Genomic DNA, 16,417 nt, shown 5'->3' with positions numbered 1-16,417 from the left:
TTACCGAGTGGATATGGCACAGCGTTTAGCGCTGTTTAACTCAGGCCGCAATTTTTTTAGTGTGCAAACGGAGCAACTGGGGCTCATATATCAGGCAATTGGTTACACACGAAAGTACCCCCATGACGTGGCTCGGCAAAATACCGTTCTGGCTGAAAACGCTTATCGCCTTCGCGCTCGGAGTCGGTGTCGCCCTCTATTGGGGCAAGGCGGCCTTGCCTGTGTTGACGCCGATAGGTGATACCTTCATCCGCGCCATCAAGATGCTGGTCGTGCCGCTGGTCTTCTTTACGATCGCGGCCTCAATCGCGCGCCTGGGACATGGCGAGGAAGGGACGGGGGGCAGGGCGGTCAAACTCGGCGCCCAGACGATCGTCTGGTTCATGATCACCTCAGCCATCGCGGTGTCGGTTGGCCTGGCCATCGGCATCTATTTCCAGCCGGGCGCCGGTCTGGCAGGATTGCCGTTGACCGTGGAGGCGCACGATTCGATCCCAGCACCGATCGACGTGATCACCGGCATTGTACCGTCCAATATTTTCAAGAGCTTCGCCGAGGGCAAGGTGCTCAGCGTTGTCTTCTTCGCCATTCTCGTGGGGGCCGCGCTTAGTGCTTTAGGGCAAAAAACCAAGGCCTTGGCGGAAATTGTTGAACAGGGCTCTCAGGTCATGTTCAAGCTGACACGCTGGATTATACAATTGACGCCGATCGGTGTTTTCGGCCTGATAGGGTCGGTCGTGGCCTCCTATGGACTTGAGGCGCTCAAACCCCTCATTCCCTATATCGGCCTGATTTATCTCGGTTGCTTTGTCGAAATCCTGATCGTCTACCCGACCCTGCTCAAGCTGCATGGCCTGCGTGTGTTGGGTTTCTACAAAGGCATATTCACCGCGCAGCAGACCGCCTTCTTCACGTGCTCGTCCATCGGTACCTTGCCTGTGTCACTGGCTGCGGCGGTCGATAATCTCAAATTGCCGAAATCCTATGCCGGTTTTGCCCTGCCTCTGGGCGCCAATATGAAAATGGATGGCTGCGGCGCCATCTATCCGGCGATCTCATCGATTTTCATCGCCAATTATTTCCACATTGCCCTGACACCTCAGCACTATCTGCTGATCGCTTTGGCGTCCGTGCTGGGCTCGCTCGCTACCGCCGGCGTTCCAGGCGTGGCGACCGTGATGTTGACCGTGACCCTCTCCACCGCGGGGTTGCCGCTGGAAGGGATCGCCATTCTGGCCGCCATCGACCGCATCCTCGATATGATGCGCACGGCGACCAATGTCACCAGCCAGATTCTGGTGCCTACGCTTGTGGCGCGTGAAAACGGCATGATCGAAAAAGAGTCACCGTTGCTGACACGAGTTGCAAAAGCCGCATCGGCGGCGGGAAGCTAACCTATTGGGATATCGCGCAGGGCTTTTTTCTGCCTGCCATCAACGCTGAAATTTTCAGGTGAGAGCCACGACTCCAGCCGTGCGCGGACCTGTGGCCATTCCTCGACAATAACCGAATACCAGGCCGTATCGCGGCGGCCCTCGCGCGCCACCTGATGATTGCGGAAGACGCCCTCGAAACTGAAGCCCAGTCGCAAGGCAGCCAGACTGGAGGGCATGTTGAGCTGGTTGCACTTCCATTCGTAGCGGCGGTAGCCGTGCGCGAAGGCGTGCTTCATCATCTGGTACATGGCCTCGGTGGCGGCGGTGCTGCGCTGTAAAGCGGGTGAGTAGGTGACCCCACCGATCTCGACGCTGCCATTTGCCAGGTCATAGCGCATAAAGCTGGCGTGTCCGACCAGCTGCTCATCTTTTAAAATAACAAATGTATGGAAGTCTCTGTTGTTTTGATACTTTTGGATGCTGTCGTTGACGCTGTGAGGGCTGTCGAAAGGGCCGTAGGGCAGGTAGCTCCACATGCGGCCATCATCCTGTGCATAGGCTTCAAAAAGGCCGTGAGCGTAGGTTTCCGCATAGGGGACAAGGCGGCAGGTGCGGCCGGTCAATTCCACATCCGGCAGACGCTGACAACCTTGCCAATCGGGAATGGCCTTGCCGACCGGATCGCCGAAAGCATTGTCACGGATACCCAGTGAAGGACTGACAGTATCGAAGTTCACAGACATTTATGACGCCCAGCGCTGGCGAAATTCGCTCAGGATATGCGTAACGGGGCGCACGACATCGGGTTGCGCTTCTAGGCGAATATAGAGATTGCCGGCGGTAGCTGTGCCGGTAGCCGGCAGGCCCTTGCCTTTGAGGCAAAGGCTGGCACCATGCGGCACATCACGGTCTAAACGTATGTCCTGCAGGCCGTGCGGTGTCTCAACCAGTGTCTTGCCGCCATATTGCATTAATCGGCGATCGAGTGTGGCGGTCATCCAGATATCATCGCCCCAAACCCGGCAATGGTCGTCGGTTTCAATGTTGATCTCGAAATACATCTCGTCGCGTGCTGCGCCTTCGCAAGGCAAGCATAGCTTTGCCCCGTTACGCAGGCCGCAGGGCAGGGTGACGCGTAACGTCTTGGTCTGTGTCAAGGAGGTCAGGGGCTCGCCGGCGTGTGAAAACTCCAGAGCCGGCACGTCCGCTGTAACAGTACCGCCGAAAAGGGCCTGTGCGAGCGAAATGGTCAGTGGCGTGGCGCCGTCACCCAGAGCATTGTCGGGATGGAAACTTTTTGCGTTATCAGCCGATTCAGAGATAATCTTAGCCTCTGACATTAACAGATCGCGCGCCAGAATCAGGCGGCGCAGGCGGGAATCGGTGCCGCCATGGATGTCGGGATGAGCCTGTTTGAGACGCTGGCGAAACGCGCTGCGGATATCTTCATCGAGCGCGCAGTCTTTAAGACCAAGTTCGTTCAGGGCATCTGCACGGTTCAAATCGTCGCAGGACTTACTTTTTAACGCCGCCATCTTGAAGTTCTGGCCCCCGAAGTCCATTCTGAAACTGGTGGAGACGGCGCTTTTTCCCAAGTGCCGCATATATCATTAATGCGCCATTATCCTTTTCAAAGTCTTAAAGCTCCCATGACCGATTCGCTTATTCCGCCGAGCCCTTCCGCCGCCGACTATGCCGAGGCTCACGCGGCGCATGAGGCTGAAATCGCGGCCTCCGAACCCTTTTCTCTGTTTGGACAGTGGCTGAAAGATGCCGGGGCGAAGGAACCGAACGATCCCAATGCCATGGCGGTCGCCACAGTTGATCAGGACGGGTTGCCGGACGTGCGTATGGTGCTTCTCAAGGATTTCGATGAAGCCGGTTTTGTTTTCTACACCAATACGCAGAGTGCTAAAGGTCAACAGTTGACGCAAAGCCATAAGGCCGCATTGTTGTTCCACTGGAAATCCTTGCGTCGTCAGGTGCGTATCCGTGGCGAGGTGACCCGCGTATCGGAGGCCGAAGCGGACGCCTATTTCCACAGCCGAGCCCGCCAAAGCCAGATCGGCGCCTGGGCATCCGATCAGTCACACCCGCTGGAAAGCCGGTTCGCGCTGGAGAAAAGCGTCGCGGAATACGCTCTCAAATTCGGACTGGGTAAGATAGAGCGTCCACCGCACTGGACCGGTTTCCGTATCGCCCCGCTTAGCATAGAATTCTGGCGTGACATGCCCTTCCGCCTGCATGATCGTGTTCAGTTCAAACGCGACGCTGTTACAGAGGGCTGGACAAGCGTCCGCTTATATCCGTAATGGCCCGTGTTTTTATCCTTTTATTATCTGAAAGTGCCACGTGTCGTTGAGCCAGGTTCTGCTTCGCCTTAGGGAAGGCGCTGATCGCGTCATCGAAACCTCATGCGCGAACATCATTCTCAAGGGGGACAAGGCTTATAAGATCAAGAAAAGCGTGGATTACGGCTTCCTTGATTTTACCACGCCAGAAAAACGCCGCGCGGCCCTGTTGCGCGAATTAAGTTTCAATCAGCGCATGGCGGCCGATATCTATCTGGGAATTGAGGATATTGCTGGCGAAAGCGTATTGGTGATGCGTCGCTTCGATACGAATGGCGTTTTGAGCGAGCAGGCCGCCGAACTCGGCTGGACGCCGGATGCCGGTCAGATGCATGCCCTCGGTCAGCTTGTGGCGCGTTTTCATGGCGATGCCCTCGTGTGCCGTGATATCCAGCATGCGAGCAATACAGCCTATGTTCTCGACTCAAATCGTCAAAACATCAACATTTTCAGGCAGCAACTCGGGGCCGATCTCGTTGATGCCTATGATGAGGCGGTATCGGTAACCTATAAGAAGCTGGAAACGAAAGTGCGGCAGCGCTTCGATAGCGGATATATCCGCCACTGTCATGGCGACCTGCATCTTGGCAATATTCTGATCGAACATAATAAGCCGGTTCTTTTCGATTGTATCGAATTCAATGATCGTCTCAGCCAGATAGATGTGCTGTATGATCTGGCCTTTCTGCTCATGGATCTGTGGGTGAGGGGGCATCACGCCGCTGCCAATCAGGTCATGAACATCTGGCTTGAAGAGTCGGCGCGGCGGGAGAAAGATCCGGCGCAGGTATATTCTGGTCTGGAACTTTTGCCGCTTTATATGTCTATGCGCGCCGCTGTGCGCTGCCATGTCCATGCGAATTCTGGCGGTGAAGATGGCGATAATATGGATAAGGCGCGCGCCTACCTGCAGGCGGCTCAGGCCTTTCTAAAGTTAAAACCGGCCGAGTTGCAGGCCGTGGGCGGTCTTTCAGGCTCCGGAAAAAGCACGCGCGCCCGTAGCGATGCGCCGCAAACCGGACGGGCGCCCGGCGCCGTGATCCTGCGCAGCGACGAAATCCGTAAACGTTTGTGGGGCTGTCCGGCACATGACGCCTTGCCTGGCGCTGCCTATGCGCCTGAAGAAAGCGTTCGCGTTTATGAGCACATGTTCGATCTGGCGCAGCATGTTGTACGGGCAGGGCAGTCTGTCATCCTCGACGCCACCTTCCGGGAAGCCTGGCCGCGCGAGCGTTGCGCCGAAATTGCGCGAATCGAACACGTCGCTTTTTCGGGGCTTTGGCTGGATCTGCCTGCCTCGGTGAGGGCTGAACGTGTGGGCTTGCGAAAAGGCGATGTTTCCGATGCCACAAGTGACATTGCGATACAACAACAAGCCGTTGATCCGTCTCAAATTTCATGGCGCATCGAAAATGCGGATGCGCCTTGAAGGCAGCCCGTATTTAAGCTTTACTGACTAGGGATTTATATCGAACGGCGATAAAGACTATCGCTCTGGCGTGATGAATTTCGCCTATTGAAGGTAAATCCGTGACGCGGTCACGCATCGGTTTAAGCTGTGACAATCGCAACTATAATTTGGCGCAACTATAATCTGGCGCAACTATAATCTGGACGAACGGGAGCCCACAGGGTGCCACAAGATAATCTCGAAGCGGACGTGCCTGCCCAGTCGTCCTCACGGAAGAAAAAGAAGGGTTTTGCCTTCGCACATCTGGCCTTCATGGTGGCGGTCATCACGGCCCTTTTCCTGCTGGGTGTCATGATGGTCACAAATCTGGGCTCTATCAGCATGGATTTGGGCTTCAAGACCCTGACCCTGGGTATAGGTCCGCGCATGGTGCTGGCGTCTCTGGTCGTGGCCGCGGTCTCTTTGCTGATATCGCTGTTTATGTGCCCCACGCGCTGTGCGCCCTGGGCGTTTGCAGCCGTTGTGATATCCGGTGGATTGTGGGGCGGTTTCGCCCTTTATCATAAGGCGTTAAAGGATAATCCGCCCATCAATGATGTGGCGACGAACTGGGACAGACCCCTTGATTTCTCTGAGCGGATGATCAACATCCGCGGCGCCGACGCGCCACCTGTCGAGGATTTGCCACGCGTGCCGCGTAATGAATCTCTGGACTGGGGCGGAAAGACCGTCGCGGCTATCAACGAAGCCACCTGTCCGGCGGCGAAAACGATCCGTGATCACCCAATCACCGAGGATCAGGTGGATGGTGTCGTCGCCATGCTTAAGGCTAGCGGTTACCGCGTCTGGGGCACCTCGCCGTGGCGGGTGGAGGCTACGTACCAGGACAAATTCTACGGCTTCAAATACGATATGGTGATCCGTATTGACCCAACCAGCGTCGATGTTCGTTCGGTAAGCCGTTACAATGCCCCTGATCTCGGCGCAAATTGCCAGCGCGTGACTGAAATCGTCCAGAAGATCAAGGCTATGCCGGTTCTGCCGGGCGTCGGGGCCTGATTCCTTAATGGCGCACCTTTTGCTGTGTGAAGGTCTCAATGAGGCCCGGAACTGGCTATGCGCAGCAAACTTATTCTTTATATTTCAAAACGTTCGCAGCGTATTGTCGCCGCATTTCTCAGTCTTGCTTTGATACATCTCCTCGTGGCCAGTTGCGCGCCCGAAGCGGCGCCACCCGTGCAGACGGGGATATGGATCAGTCGCTAAGTAGCCTTAATTGGAGCTATCGGCGTCATAATTGTGAAATGCTCCACAAAATCGTTTTAGAAATGTTTTTTCGCCATTCCGCTAAGTGGAGCAATTATTTTGTACAATGTTTTTTTCTAATTTATGAGATCATTCCATTTAACTCTGTGAATTTAAGTTATTATTTCAAATAGCAGCTCGCCATTTTTTTAAAATTTGAGGCGGTAAAATTCACCCTATAAGCGACACTTCCTGACGTTAGGTAAGGTTTCTCCTGTGACTTAATTGAAACAGGTTTCAAATGATATAGACAAAAATGTGTCGTGCGATTGACGGATTTGCGACACCGGTCTTTAACTTCATTAACAGCGTGTAATGCTGGAAACTGCGGTGGGTGCGCCTACACCCTCATGTAACCCGGAGAAACAAGTGAAAAAACTATCTTTGCGATCTGGCCTGTTGGCCACGACGACGATCTGCGGCGCAGCGTTGTCGACCATGGCTGGCGGCGCCCTCGTGGCCACCGTCGCCACAATGCTGCCGGCGGTAGCTCAAGCCCAGGACTATACCTCGGGTGCCGTTGTCATTTCGGTTGACGATGCTTCGGGTGCTCCGGTTGTTGGCGCTATTGTCACACTGAAGTCACAGGCCCAGGGCGTTACCAAAACCCTCAAGACGGGTGCCACGGGTTCTGCCACCGCTACGGGGCTGACGCCTGGCGAATACGACGTCACGGTTAGCGCCAGCGGCTTTGACGATTACACTGGCACTGCAAGTGTAATCGTGTCTCAGTCGGTTACATATACCTACGCTCTGAATACAACTGGTGCGACTCAGACGGTTGTCGTTAAGGGCAAGCGCGTCCGTCAGGATTTCAACAAGACGACTTCAGGCCTTTCGGTTGATCTGACCACCTTGGTTGCGCAGCAACCCATCGGACGTAACATTGAAGCCGTTACGCTTCTGGCTCCGACGACTGTTCGTTCCGACGCCTTTGGTGCGGCGACGATCGGTGGTGGTTCGGCAGCTGAAAACGCCTATTACATCAACGGCCTGAATATCACCAATCCGGACACCTATGTCGGTGGTGCTGAAGTGCCATTCGATTTCTACAAAACGGTTGACGTTCAAACCTCCGGTTACGCTGCTGAATTCGGTCGTGCGACGGGTGGTATCGTCAACGCGACGACAAAAAGTGGTACGAATGAGCTCTTGTTTGCTGTTCACGGCAACTTCGCACCAAATTCTCTTCGTTCGGCAGATTGGGATGTAACCGGCGCTCCCGGCAAATATATTTCTAGCGATTCGAACTCGATCTCGGTTGAAGCCGGCGGCGCTCTGATCAAGGATAAGCTGTTCCTTTACGGTTTGTACCAAGCCAATGACATCAAAAGCACGCGAGCGACATCGATTGATAACTACTATCAAAAGGCTGAATCCAAGGATCCGTTTTATGGACTCAAGGCTGATTGGTATATTACGCCGCAACAGCACCTTGAATTGACCTATTTCGACACGACAGCGACGACTGATTATATACGCTATAATTATGACCCTAAGTCGGATGTCGTTGGTTCAGCCATCACCAATGGCAAGGCAACGAATAAGTCGGGTGGCGAGAACTGGGTTGCCAAATATACCGGTAACATCACTGACTGGTTCACGATTTCGGCGGCTTACGGCATCAGCAAGGATGCCAACGACACTACGCCTGAAAATACCAAGATTAATTATGCTGAACAGTATGACTATGTTACAGGTCAAGCCTATCGTTCATCGACAACTCAACCTTACAAGACGCTCGGCGTAGATGATACGGAGCGCAAGTTCTTCCGTATTGATGGTGATCTGCGCTTTAATGCGCTCGGTCGTCACCATGTACGCTTCGGTTACGATAATGAAGACCTGTCGATGACCAAGGTGACCAGGCTGGTTGGTGATACGCCAGTGCTTGTTCGCCTCTATGGTTATTTGAATGATCCGGCAAACGCTGATAGCACTGACTTCGCGTACTTTGCTAGCTCACCTGACGGTTGGTATCCGACAGGTGACGATCAAGAGGCGGGCTCAAATTCCAATCACTTCGTCCCTCGTGCACGCCTGTTGTATGAGAACCTGGGCGGTAAGGTCAGCGGTCAGGATTCGGCCTATTATATTCAAGATTCTTGGGACGTAACCTCGACCCTGAACCTGCAGATTGGCCTGCGTAACGATACCTTCAAACAGTCGAACCTGTCCGGTGAGCAATATCTCGATCTGAAAGATAACTGGGGGCCACGCCTGGGCTTTAGTTGGAAGCCCAGCGAAGACAGCGCCTGGCGCTTTACCGGTTCTTATGGCCAGTACTATATTCCGCCCGCTATGAACCTCGGTTTCCGCGGCAAGGACTATTACTTCTATGAGCGTTTCAGAGCACCTACCGGCGGGTTTGTGCCGGGCGTGACTGTCGACTCGGTTACGGGCCTGCCAACAGGTTACGGCGCGGTGTCTGCTCCCGCAGGTTCTTATAGCAGCCTTTGCCCCACCTCCGATATTGGTAACGCTCCTGGGAACCCTGTTTCGACACCAGGCGCTTCCTCCTGCATCGTTTATGGTGCTGGTGTCCAGGAACCTGCTGAAGGTAAGGCTGCTGTAGGTCTGAAGGCTACTCGTGAAAGCGAAGTTACCCTGTCTGCCAACTATCGTATCAATGACAATTGGACCGTCGGCGCGACCTTTGTTGACAGAATACTGGAACGCGTTTCGGAAGATACTGATTTCGCACCTTACATCGTCGACTATTGCACGAACGTCTTGAACGTGGATTGTGCTGCGCCCTATCCCGGCAATACCTATGGTTACGGCGGCACGCTGCCTGAGTATCATGTGTGGAATGTCGGCGATTCCATCACCTTCAAAACCTTCCACCCGCTGCCTGGTCAGACTGACGTCTCTACAATCACCCTTAAGGACCTTGGTTTCCCGAAGCCGAAGCGTGATTACAAGGCACTGACGATCGACTTCAAGCGTGCGTTCGACGGCAAATGGGGGCTGCAAGGTTCCTACACCTATTCGCGCTCGTATGGTAACTATGAAGGCACCACCTATACCTTCGGCGGCGGTGATACTGGTCAGACGGATGCCGGCTCGACCCAACTCGACGATTACCTGGGCCTGACCGACTATTCCACCGGTATTCTGCCGAACGACCGTACACATCAGTTCAAGGTCTGGGGCTCCTATGCCATCACGCCTGAGTTTATGGTAGGCGCCAACGTGAATCTTATTTCACCACAGCATCTGTCATGCATGGGTACATATCCAGATCTGAACAATGCTGCAGCTAATTACGGCGTTGCCAGCCACTATTGCAATATTGTTGACGGGCAGCCTGGTGTTCCTTCACCGATGGGTAAGGGGCCGAAGACGGATTGGGTAAAGCAAATCGACCTGTCGCTTCGCTATACCTTCCCGGATAGCATGATGGCTTCGCATAAATTGGTCCTGCGTGCCGACATATTCAACCTGTTAGACAACAAGATGATTACAGGTCTCAATACGGATTCGGACGATGGCGTTGATCCGACGTATCACAACCCTGACTATGGTAAGCCGACGTCTTATGCTTCTCCGCGCTATGTGCGTGTGGGCTTCGACGTTAGCTACTAAGAAATCGATCTTTCGATTTGAAATGACGGCGAGGGGGCAACCTCTCGCCGTTGTTTTTTTATGTGGGGTTGATAAATCTATTTCGCACCGTTTTCTGAAAGTGAGCCTGAATGCCCCGTCCGTTTGAACCGCGCACGCATTTGATAGTGGAGGCTTGCAAAACTCTTGATCGTCGAAGCGCTGCCAGGGTTATTCGGGAAGATTTGGAGAGTGGACCAGAAGAAGGTGACTTTTGGGATAGTGTGGCGCAACTGGCTGGTAAGCTGGGCGAGCAGGACCTGGCCATTGGAGCGGCTAGACGCTTTGCGGCGACGCAGCCTATAGATCCCAGTCGCGTGTTATATTTTTCTAGGGTCTTGTCTCGGTTTGGCAGGTTGCGTGAAGCGCTTGCTGCTCTTGATAAGCTTCCTGAGGCGTCGCAACAGCACCCTGCCGTACTACATTTCCAAGGCGTCACCTTTACTCAGCTTGGAGACTTCAATACCGCCGAAATTATTTTGCGCCAAGCCATAGCCATATCTCCTGCACCCATCCAATGGCTTGCGCTATCGGTGGTCAAGAAGTTCCAGCCTGGTGACCCGGATATAGCGCGAATGGAAGCGGTATTGCCCAAGGTAGGCAAAGCGCCCGCAGAGATTCAAGCACAACTTCTTTATGCTCTGGGGAAGGCGTATGATGACGTCGGGAATACGGATATGGCCGGGATTGCCTATGCCAGTGGTGCCGCGCAGATGAAAATGGCTAACCAGGGCCATTCGTTAGCTAAGTGGGACGAGTTCTCGCGCGAGTTAATTGCTGGTTATTCTGAAGAAAATTTTGAAGAACTGACTCCATCCGGCGCGGGCGGTGACCGCATGATTTTTGTTACCGGATTTCCCCGGTCAGGTACAACCTTGGTGGAACAGATATTAGCAAGCCATTCCCAGGTTGCGGGAGGGGCTGAAATAAATCTACTTTCGGTGGCTCTGATGCCGGCTGGTAATCTGAAGTTTGGCGACTCAAGGAACATGAGCCTTGACGAACTATCGTTCACCTATCCCTTTTATGGCGACTTCACATTTGAAAGTGCCCTGGATTACCAGAATAGATCGGCCAGTGCAGATCCATGGGGGGATATAGGCCGCGACTACCTGCAAATGGTGAAAGAACGGTTTGGTGAGACTGGAAAGGCCATCGATAAAACAGTGATTATCGGCCAATTCATGGGGTTGATCTTACATAGCCTGCCCAAGGCCAAGGTTGTGTGGCTGAGGCGCAAACCCGAAGATTGCGCGCTGTCAATCTTCCGTCTCTATTCTCTTCTAGGGACTATCCCGTGGTCATATTCTGCAGAAGGCATTGCCAGCTTCTTCCATTCAGAAGACAGGCTTTATGAATATTGGGTGTCCATATTCCCGGATCGCATCCTGACGATCAATTATGAAGACCTGGTATCAGATCCCCAGAGCTGGATCAGGAAACTGCTGAATCATGTTAATTTGCCAGAAGAAGAGGGGGTTTTTGAGCCACACAAATCGAAGCGCGCGGTAACGACCGCAAGTGTTGCACAGGTACGTTCTCCCATCTCCACATCGCGGATAGGCTCTGCTGAAAAATATAAGACCTTTGTCGAGCAATTCAGAAAAGCGTATTACCTTTAGGGGAAAGCTCGTCGATTAGATCGACGGGCTTTCACGTTGTTAGCGCACCGAAGGCTGGTAAGGCTCCGGCGCCAGGATGGTGGCGCCCTGTTCGCGCAGGCGCTGATCGGATATCTGCGACATGACGGCTTCGGCCTTCGGATCGCTCATAGCCCAGCCTAGGAACGACAAGGCCTTGAGAGCGCTTATGCCGGCATGGACGCTGTCACGCGTCGCGCCAAACAGGCCGGTCTGTGTGCCATAGTTCACCAAACGGAAGTCTGCCTTGCTGTCGATCTTAGCTAGCCCCTTGGCGACGTCAACGGCGTCGTAGAAGCCGCCGAGCTTATCGACCAGTTTTAGCCCCAGCGCCTGTTCGCCGGTCCAGACCCGACCCTTGGCGATTTCGCGCACCGTAGCTTCGGGCAGTTTACGGCCCGCGGCGACGTGCGTGACGAAACCGTTATAGATCTCGTCGATCCAGTTGGAAATGGCGGCGCGTTGCGTCGGGCTGAAGTTTTGTGACTGGCTGAAGGCCTGACTGTAGTCGCCGCCGACCGAAATGTCGTGGCTGTCGATACCAAAGCGGCTCAGAGCGTCACCGATAGCGAACTTACCGCCAAAGACGCCAATCGAGCCGGTGAGGGTGCTTGGATTGGCTACGATGGACGAAGCGCCGGCCGATACCCAATAGCCCCCTGAGGCGGCGTATTCGCCCATGGAGACGACAACAGGCTTGCCGGCGGCCTTGGCGGCCTGCATGGCCTGCGAAATCTGGTCTGACGCCGTATCCGAGCCGCCGGGCGACGATACGCGGAACACGATGGCCTTCACGCTCTTGTCCTTGGCGGCCTTGTAGAAGGCGCCGGCAATCTCGTCCGAAACCATGTTGGAGTTTCGGCTGGTCAGGCTGTTGCCGCTGTCAGCGCGGCCGGTCACGATCGCGCCTTCGCCATCGATCACCGCGATGACATCGCCGCTGTACGAGGGCGAAATCGTGCGCTCATAATCGGAGATATCCATGATCTTGGCGCCATCACCGGCACCCTTGAGCGCTGCATCCTCAGCTTCCTGAACCTGGCCGAGTTTGTCGACCAGACCCAGCTTAAGCGCTTGCTCGGCGGCGTAGGGACCGGCTTCCAGCGTCGTTTGCAACTTGCCAGCGTCGGTGCGGCGATCAGCCGCCACATAGCCGATCATCGACTTGTAGATGCTGCCCATCCAGCCCAGCGTAGCTTCGCGGTGGGCTGGCGTATAATCACTGTAAAGATAAGGGTTGACCGCGTTCTTGAATTCGTAGCGCTGCTCATATTCCGCCTTGATGCCATATTTGTCGAAAGCGCGCTTGAGGAACATGGTTGAGGTCGAGATGCCGGTGACCTGGAAGGAGCTGTGCGGCTGCATCCATAGGTTACCCGAAGAGGCGCCGAGCATGTAGGAGGCCACGACCATGGTGTCAGGGTAAAGGCCCTGGCTATGAGCGATCACCGGCTTGTTGGCGCGGCGGACGTAGATGATGGCGTTACGGATTTCTTCGGCAGCCGAGGGCGACATGCCGCCTTCGGGCAGGCGAATGAACACACCCTTGACCTTGGCATCGTCAGCAGCGTGGTGCAGGGTAGTCACGACATCAAGCGTGGACAGGCCGCTGCCGGTGATGAAGGAGAGGGGCGAGTTTTGGCTTTGGTCGGTCATCTTCTGACGCAGGTCGAGCGACAGCACGACGGCGTTCGGCACCGTGGGCTTCGAGGCGGCCACCACCCAGGCGATAAGGCCGATCGGCAAAGCGACAAAGATAAGGGCGAGGGCCGTAACGACCGCCGCCAGCGTGATAAAGAACTGTTTCATGCGTAACCCAAAGCCCCCCGTATCTATTCGACCCTGCAGCATAAACTTTAATGCCCGCAGGTCAAATGAAGTCGCTGTCATACTCGTCTGCGGAAAGACCCTTGTGACTGTCCTGCAGCCCTTATGTAGGCAGAGACGCGTGAATAGCTAGAACTTGGTGCGGCCAGGATGTTTGCGTGTTGCCGGACGATCGTGGGCGTGTTGCGAGGCACCGTGACAGTGCGGGCAGGACTGGCCCTTGATATAGCTCGGTTGGTGCTGGTCCCCCGCCGTCAGGGCGTGGTCGCAATGCAGGCACAGGGCTGCCGTCTGCGAGGGCTGAAGTTGGTGATCGACGGCGATGCGCTCGTCAAAAACAAAACATTCTCCATCCCAAAGCGATTGCTCGATGGGCACGTCTTCGAAATATTGCAGGATGCCGCCTTGCAGATGATAAACGTCCTCGATGCCCTGATCGATCAGCCATGAGGTATATTTCTCGCAGCGGATGCCGCCGGTGCAGAAGGTGGCGACCTTCTTGCCTTTCAGCGCCCCGGCATTGTCGCGTGTCCATTGCGGCAGGTGCTTGAAATTGGGGATGTTCGGGTCGATAGCCCCCTTGAACGTGCCCAGATTGACCTCATAATCATTGCGCGTATCGATAATCACCACGTCGTCGCGGCTGATCAGGTCGTTCCAATCGCGCGGGGCCACGTACTGACCGAACTTTTTCATTGAAACCGGCTCGCCCAGGCCGATGGTTTCCTTTTTCAACCGTACCCGCACCTTACCGAACGGCTGGTAGGCGGCGTAGGATTCCTTCCAGATAATTTTGGCGCCGATCAGGTCGCTTTGCAGATAGTCGAGAAAGGTGTCGATGGCCTCGCGCGTGCCGGCCATGGTGGAGTTGACCCCCTCGGCGGTGATTAGCAGCGAACCCTTGATGCCAAGCGCGCTCAGGCGCTCGAACAATGGTTCACGCATGGCTTCGAAGTGCGGGAAGTCGAAGAAATGATAAAAGGCGGCAATGACGAAGGTCGTGTCGCTGTCAGGGTTTTGCGCGGTCTCAAACATGGCGCGCACCTATCACATTTTACATAATGCGCCAATCGCCAATGTATCAGAGCCTTGCGGCCTTGTGTCGCAAACCTGTAAGCGGAACGGTTTTTGAATTTGTTCACATAAAAAGGGCAAACTGGGGCATGTCTCGGCGAAAAAGTTGTTGCAGGGGATTGCTTTGCGTAAAACCTTGCGCTATCTCCACGCCTCTCGCGGCGACATACTTTGCTTCGCGGGACCAGCTAGATGCTGGGGAATGGTGTAATGGTAACACTCCGGTTTTTGGTACCGTCATTCTAGGTTCGAGTCCTAGTTCCCCAGCCAAGCTCTTTTTTCTCTATATTTTTCAAAAACATTAAGAAAAATAGCCTATTGTGGCGACCGTTATGCTACATACGGTGCTACATATGGCTCGCCCTAAAAAGAATAAAAACCTTCCAGAATATATGACTGAGCGGAAGGGCTATTATGAGACGCGCCGCCCAATTCATGACGGCGAGAGGCATCATTTTCCCGAATTGACGGGGCAGCGCGCGGTCAAGGTTATGCCGGTCGGAAGAATTGGCTCATCTCAAAGACCGACCAAGACTGATATTGAAAAGCACAACGCGAACCTCGACGAAATAGAAGCGCGCATAAGTGCTGGTAGCGGTGTGCCGATATGGACGGATAGGACGGATCGGAAAACGCTTCCGGGTGTCGTCTATGCACCTGAACAAATCATAGAAGCTATCACGAAATGGGAGAGGATTTCATTTCGAGATCGACGTCTGGCTTATTGCAATGGTGCTCTGGCGTTGATTGAGCCGTTTTCAAAACAGCGCATGGAGTGGTCGCAACAGATCGCCAAATTGCGGGAACAGCTTTCTGCTTATCGTGATTCAGATCGCGTCAATTTGCCAACGACAGATCAGGAGGAGATTAAAGCAGGCATGCTGGCGGCATTGGCGCAGATGGGGGTGTCTTTGTCATGTGACAGCCCAATGGCGTCCCACAAGGGAATTCTCACAATCTACCTGTCAGTTCGCATTAGTCTGGAAGAAAAGTCGCTTCGCGTGGCAACCGGGGATTTTGGCGTCGAACCCGATGAGGACGAACCTGATGATGACGAGAGGACATCACTCTCACAATTTTCGGACAAGAAATCTGTCGTCGGATGGCGGTTGTCGGAGTTGTTTGAAAAATATCAAGGTGTATCTAAGTATCGGAGAAATTTAGATAAAAAGAAGCGATTCTGGTCATTGCTGATCCGAAATATTGGCGATCAATTGGTGCAGAATATTACGCCTATGGCGTTCCAGATATGCCAGCCGCTCATTCATCTCGGTCAGTTTATCGAAGACCCAATAGCGCTTCTTCTGAACGAAGGCGGTGATGTCCGCTTCGTGCGCCGACACAGGGGCGACGACTTCCACATGCTGCGGTCTTACGATGATGCTTTTTTTATGGGCAGTCGCGCTTGTGCGGATGTCGTAGGGGATGGTGACTTTACCGACCTGAATCTGACTCATCACTGAAATTTAGCATAATTCTTCACGGCGTAGTCTTCTACGGGCACCGAAATTTCCTTGAACGACTTCAAACCTTGCTCGTGGGCAAAGGCGCGAACTGAGGTGGTCCCCGAAAACTGGACAGCTGGCTTAGATATAATCTTGCCCCTATAGTGGCCACCGGCCAAGGGGTTTAAATGAAGAATATCCGCAAGAAACACAGTCCTGAGTTTAAGGCGAAGGTGGCGATGGCTGCCCTTCGTGAGGAAGGCACGGTGTCTGAACTGGCCAGTAAGTACGGCGTCCACCCGAGCCAGATCAATACCTGGAAGAAGGCAGCCCAGGACGGCATGGCTGCCCTGTTTGAGGGCGACAAGAAGGCTGCAAAAAG

12 protein-coding genes and 1 tRNA gene are annotated in these 16,417 nt (G+C 54.3%); 8 read left to right on the top strand and 5 right to left on the bottom strand.

Annotation, left to right across the window (positions count from 1 at the left end; all coding sequences use genetic code 11):
* The first annotated feature begins 122 nt into the window (after positions 1-122).
* On the top strand, positions 123-1,394 hold the full coding sequence (locus B060_RS0110870) for a dicarboxylate/amino acid:cation symporter (RefSeq protein WP_018081812.1): 1,272 nt from the start codon (positions 123-125) through the stop codon (positions 1,392-1,394).
* Here B060_RS0110870 and B060_RS0110865 read toward each other — a convergent pair.
* Positions 1,391-2,119: a GNAT family N-acetyltransferase gene (locus tag B060_RS0110865; protein ID WP_018081811.1), complete on the bottom strand. Its 729-nt coding sequence runs from the start codon at positions 2,117-2,119 to the stop codon at positions 1,391-1,393. The two genes, B060_RS0110870 and B060_RS0110865, sit on opposite strands and share 4 nt — an antisense overlap.
* Entirely contained in the window at positions 2,120-2,911 is a 792-nt protein-coding gene (locus B060_RS0110860; protein ID WP_157405633.1) for a DnaJ C-terminal domain-containing protein, read from the bottom strand. It lies immediately after the preceding gene.
* 114 nt (positions 2,912-3,025) lie between these two features.
* On the opposite strand from B060_RS0110860, the gene pdxH reads away from it, so the two are divergent.
* The 5 genes from pdxH to B060_RS0110835 all read left to right on the top strand — a co-directional run bounded on the left by pdxH (position 3,026) and on the right by B060_RS0110835 (position 11,671).
* Positions 3,026-3,688, top strand: a complete 663-nt coding sequence (gene pdxH / locus B060_RS0110855; RefSeq protein WP_018081809.1) for a pyridoxamine 5'-phosphate oxidase — start codon at positions 3,026-3,028, stop codon at positions 3,686-3,688.
* A 40-nt stretch (positions 3,689-3,728) separates the two neighbouring features.
* Positions 3,729-5,156, top strand: coding sequence for a bifunctional aminoglycoside phosphotransferase/ATP-binding protein (locus B060_RS0110850; protein ID WP_035423536.1), 1,428 nt, complete (start codon positions 3,729-3,731; stop codon positions 5,154-5,156).
* A gap of 204 nt (positions 5,157-5,360) precedes the next feature.
* Positions 5,361-6,197 carry a DUF1499 domain-containing protein gene (locus B060_RS0110845; RefSeq protein WP_236621663.1) on the top strand — a complete coding sequence of 279 codons (837 nt, stop codon included), beginning with the start codon at positions 5,361-5,363 and terminating at the stop codon, positions 6,195-6,197.
* A 615-nt stretch (positions 6,198-6,812) separates the two neighbouring features.
* Positions 6,813-10,031 (top strand): carboxypeptidase regulatory-like domain-containing protein, encoded by a 3,219-nt coding sequence (locus B060_RS24260; RefSeq protein ID WP_157405632.1) that lies wholly within the window; start codon positions 6,813-6,815, stop codon positions 10,029-10,031.
* Between the two features lie 110 nt (positions 10,032-10,141).
* Positions 10,142-11,671 carry a tetratricopeptide repeat-containing sulfotransferase family protein gene (locus B060_RS0110835; RefSeq protein ID WP_018081805.1) on the top strand — a complete coding sequence of 510 codons (1,530 nt, stop codon included), beginning with the start codon at positions 10,142-10,144 and terminating at the stop codon, positions 11,669-11,671.
* A gap of 39 nt (positions 11,672-11,710) precedes the next feature.
* Here the strand turns inward: B060_RS0110835 and sppA are convergent, their stop codons facing one another.
* Entirely contained in the window at positions 11,711-13,498 is a 1,788-nt protein-coding gene (gene sppA, locus B060_RS0110830; protein WP_018081804.1) for a signal peptide peptidase SppA, read from the bottom strand.
* Between the two features lie 147 nt (positions 13,499-13,645).
* Positions 13,646-14,551 (bottom strand): oxygen-dependent tRNA uridine(34) hydroxylase TrhO, encoded by a 906-nt coding sequence (trhO, locus tag B060_RS24255; RefSeq protein ID WP_018081803.1) that lies wholly within the window; start codon positions 14,549-14,551, stop codon positions 13,646-13,648.
* 235 nt (positions 14,552-14,786) lie between these two features.
* Here trhO and B060_RS0110820 point away from each other — a divergent pair.
* A tRNA-Gln gene (locus B060_RS0110820) sits at positions 14,787-14,860 on the top strand.
* A 914-nt stretch (positions 14,861-15,774) separates the two neighbouring features.
* Here the strand turns inward: B060_RS0110820 and B060_RS28425 are convergent.
* The gene (locus tag B060_RS28425) at positions 15,775-16,047 is read right to left on the bottom strand and encodes a YgjP-like metallopeptidase domain-containing protein (RefSeq protein ID WP_155847878.1); all 273 of its coding nucleotides are present in this window, start codon (positions 16,045-16,047) and stop codon (positions 15,775-15,777) included.
* Positions 16,048-16,223: 176 nt separating this feature from the next.
* Between B060_RS28425 and B060_RS26520 the strand changes: the two genes are divergently transcribed.
* On the top strand, positions 16,224-16,417 hold a 194-nt coding region (locus B060_RS26520), incomplete at its 3' end, for a transposase (protein WP_026172766.1).

The organism is Asticcacaulis benevestitus DSM 16100 = ATCC BAA-896 (assembly GCF_000376105.1).
In the GTDB taxonomy this organism is placed as follows: domain Bacteria; phylum Pseudomonadota; class Alphaproteobacteria; order Caulobacterales; family Caulobacteraceae; genus Asticcacaulis; species Asticcacaulis benevestitus.
The sequence above is the reverse complement of the archived record's forward strand: the minus strand, read 5'-3'. Positions and strand labels throughout refer to the sequence as shown.

What these genes read in the sequence shown, in the direction of transcription:
- B060_RS0110870 (WP_018081812.1), top strand. Translation starts at nt 123, where the DNA reads ATGACGTGGCTCGGCAAAATACCGTTCTGGCTGAAAACGCTTATCGCC.
- B060_RS0110865 (WP_018081811.1), bottom strand. Translation starts at nt 2,119, where the DNA reads ATGTCTGTGAACTTCGATACTGTCAGTCCTTCACTGGGTATCCGTGAC.
- B060_RS0110860 (WP_157405633.1), bottom strand. Translation starts at nt 2,911, where the DNA reads ATGGCGGCGTTAAAAAGTAAGTCCTGCGACGATTTGAACCGTGCAGAT.
- pdxH (WP_018081809.1), top strand. Translation starts at nt 3,026, where the DNA reads ATGACCGATTCGCTTATTCCGCCGAGCCCTTCCGCCGCCGACTATGCC.
- B060_RS0110835 (WP_018081805.1), top strand. Translation starts at nt 10,142, where the DNA reads ATGCCCCGTCCGTTTGAACCGCGCACGCATTTGATAGTGGAGGCTTGC.
- sppA (WP_018081804.1), bottom strand. Translation starts at nt 13,498, where the DNA reads ATGAAACAGTTCTTTATCACGCTGGCGGCGGTCGTTACGGCCCTCGCC.
- trhO (WP_018081803.1), bottom strand. Translation starts at nt 14,551, where the DNA reads ATGTTTGAGACCGCGCAAAACCCTGACAGCGACACGACCTTCGTCATT.
- B060_RS28425 (WP_155847878.1), bottom strand. Translation starts at nt 16,047, where the DNA reads ATGAGTCAGATTCAGGTCGGTAAAGTCACCATCCCCTACGACATCCGC.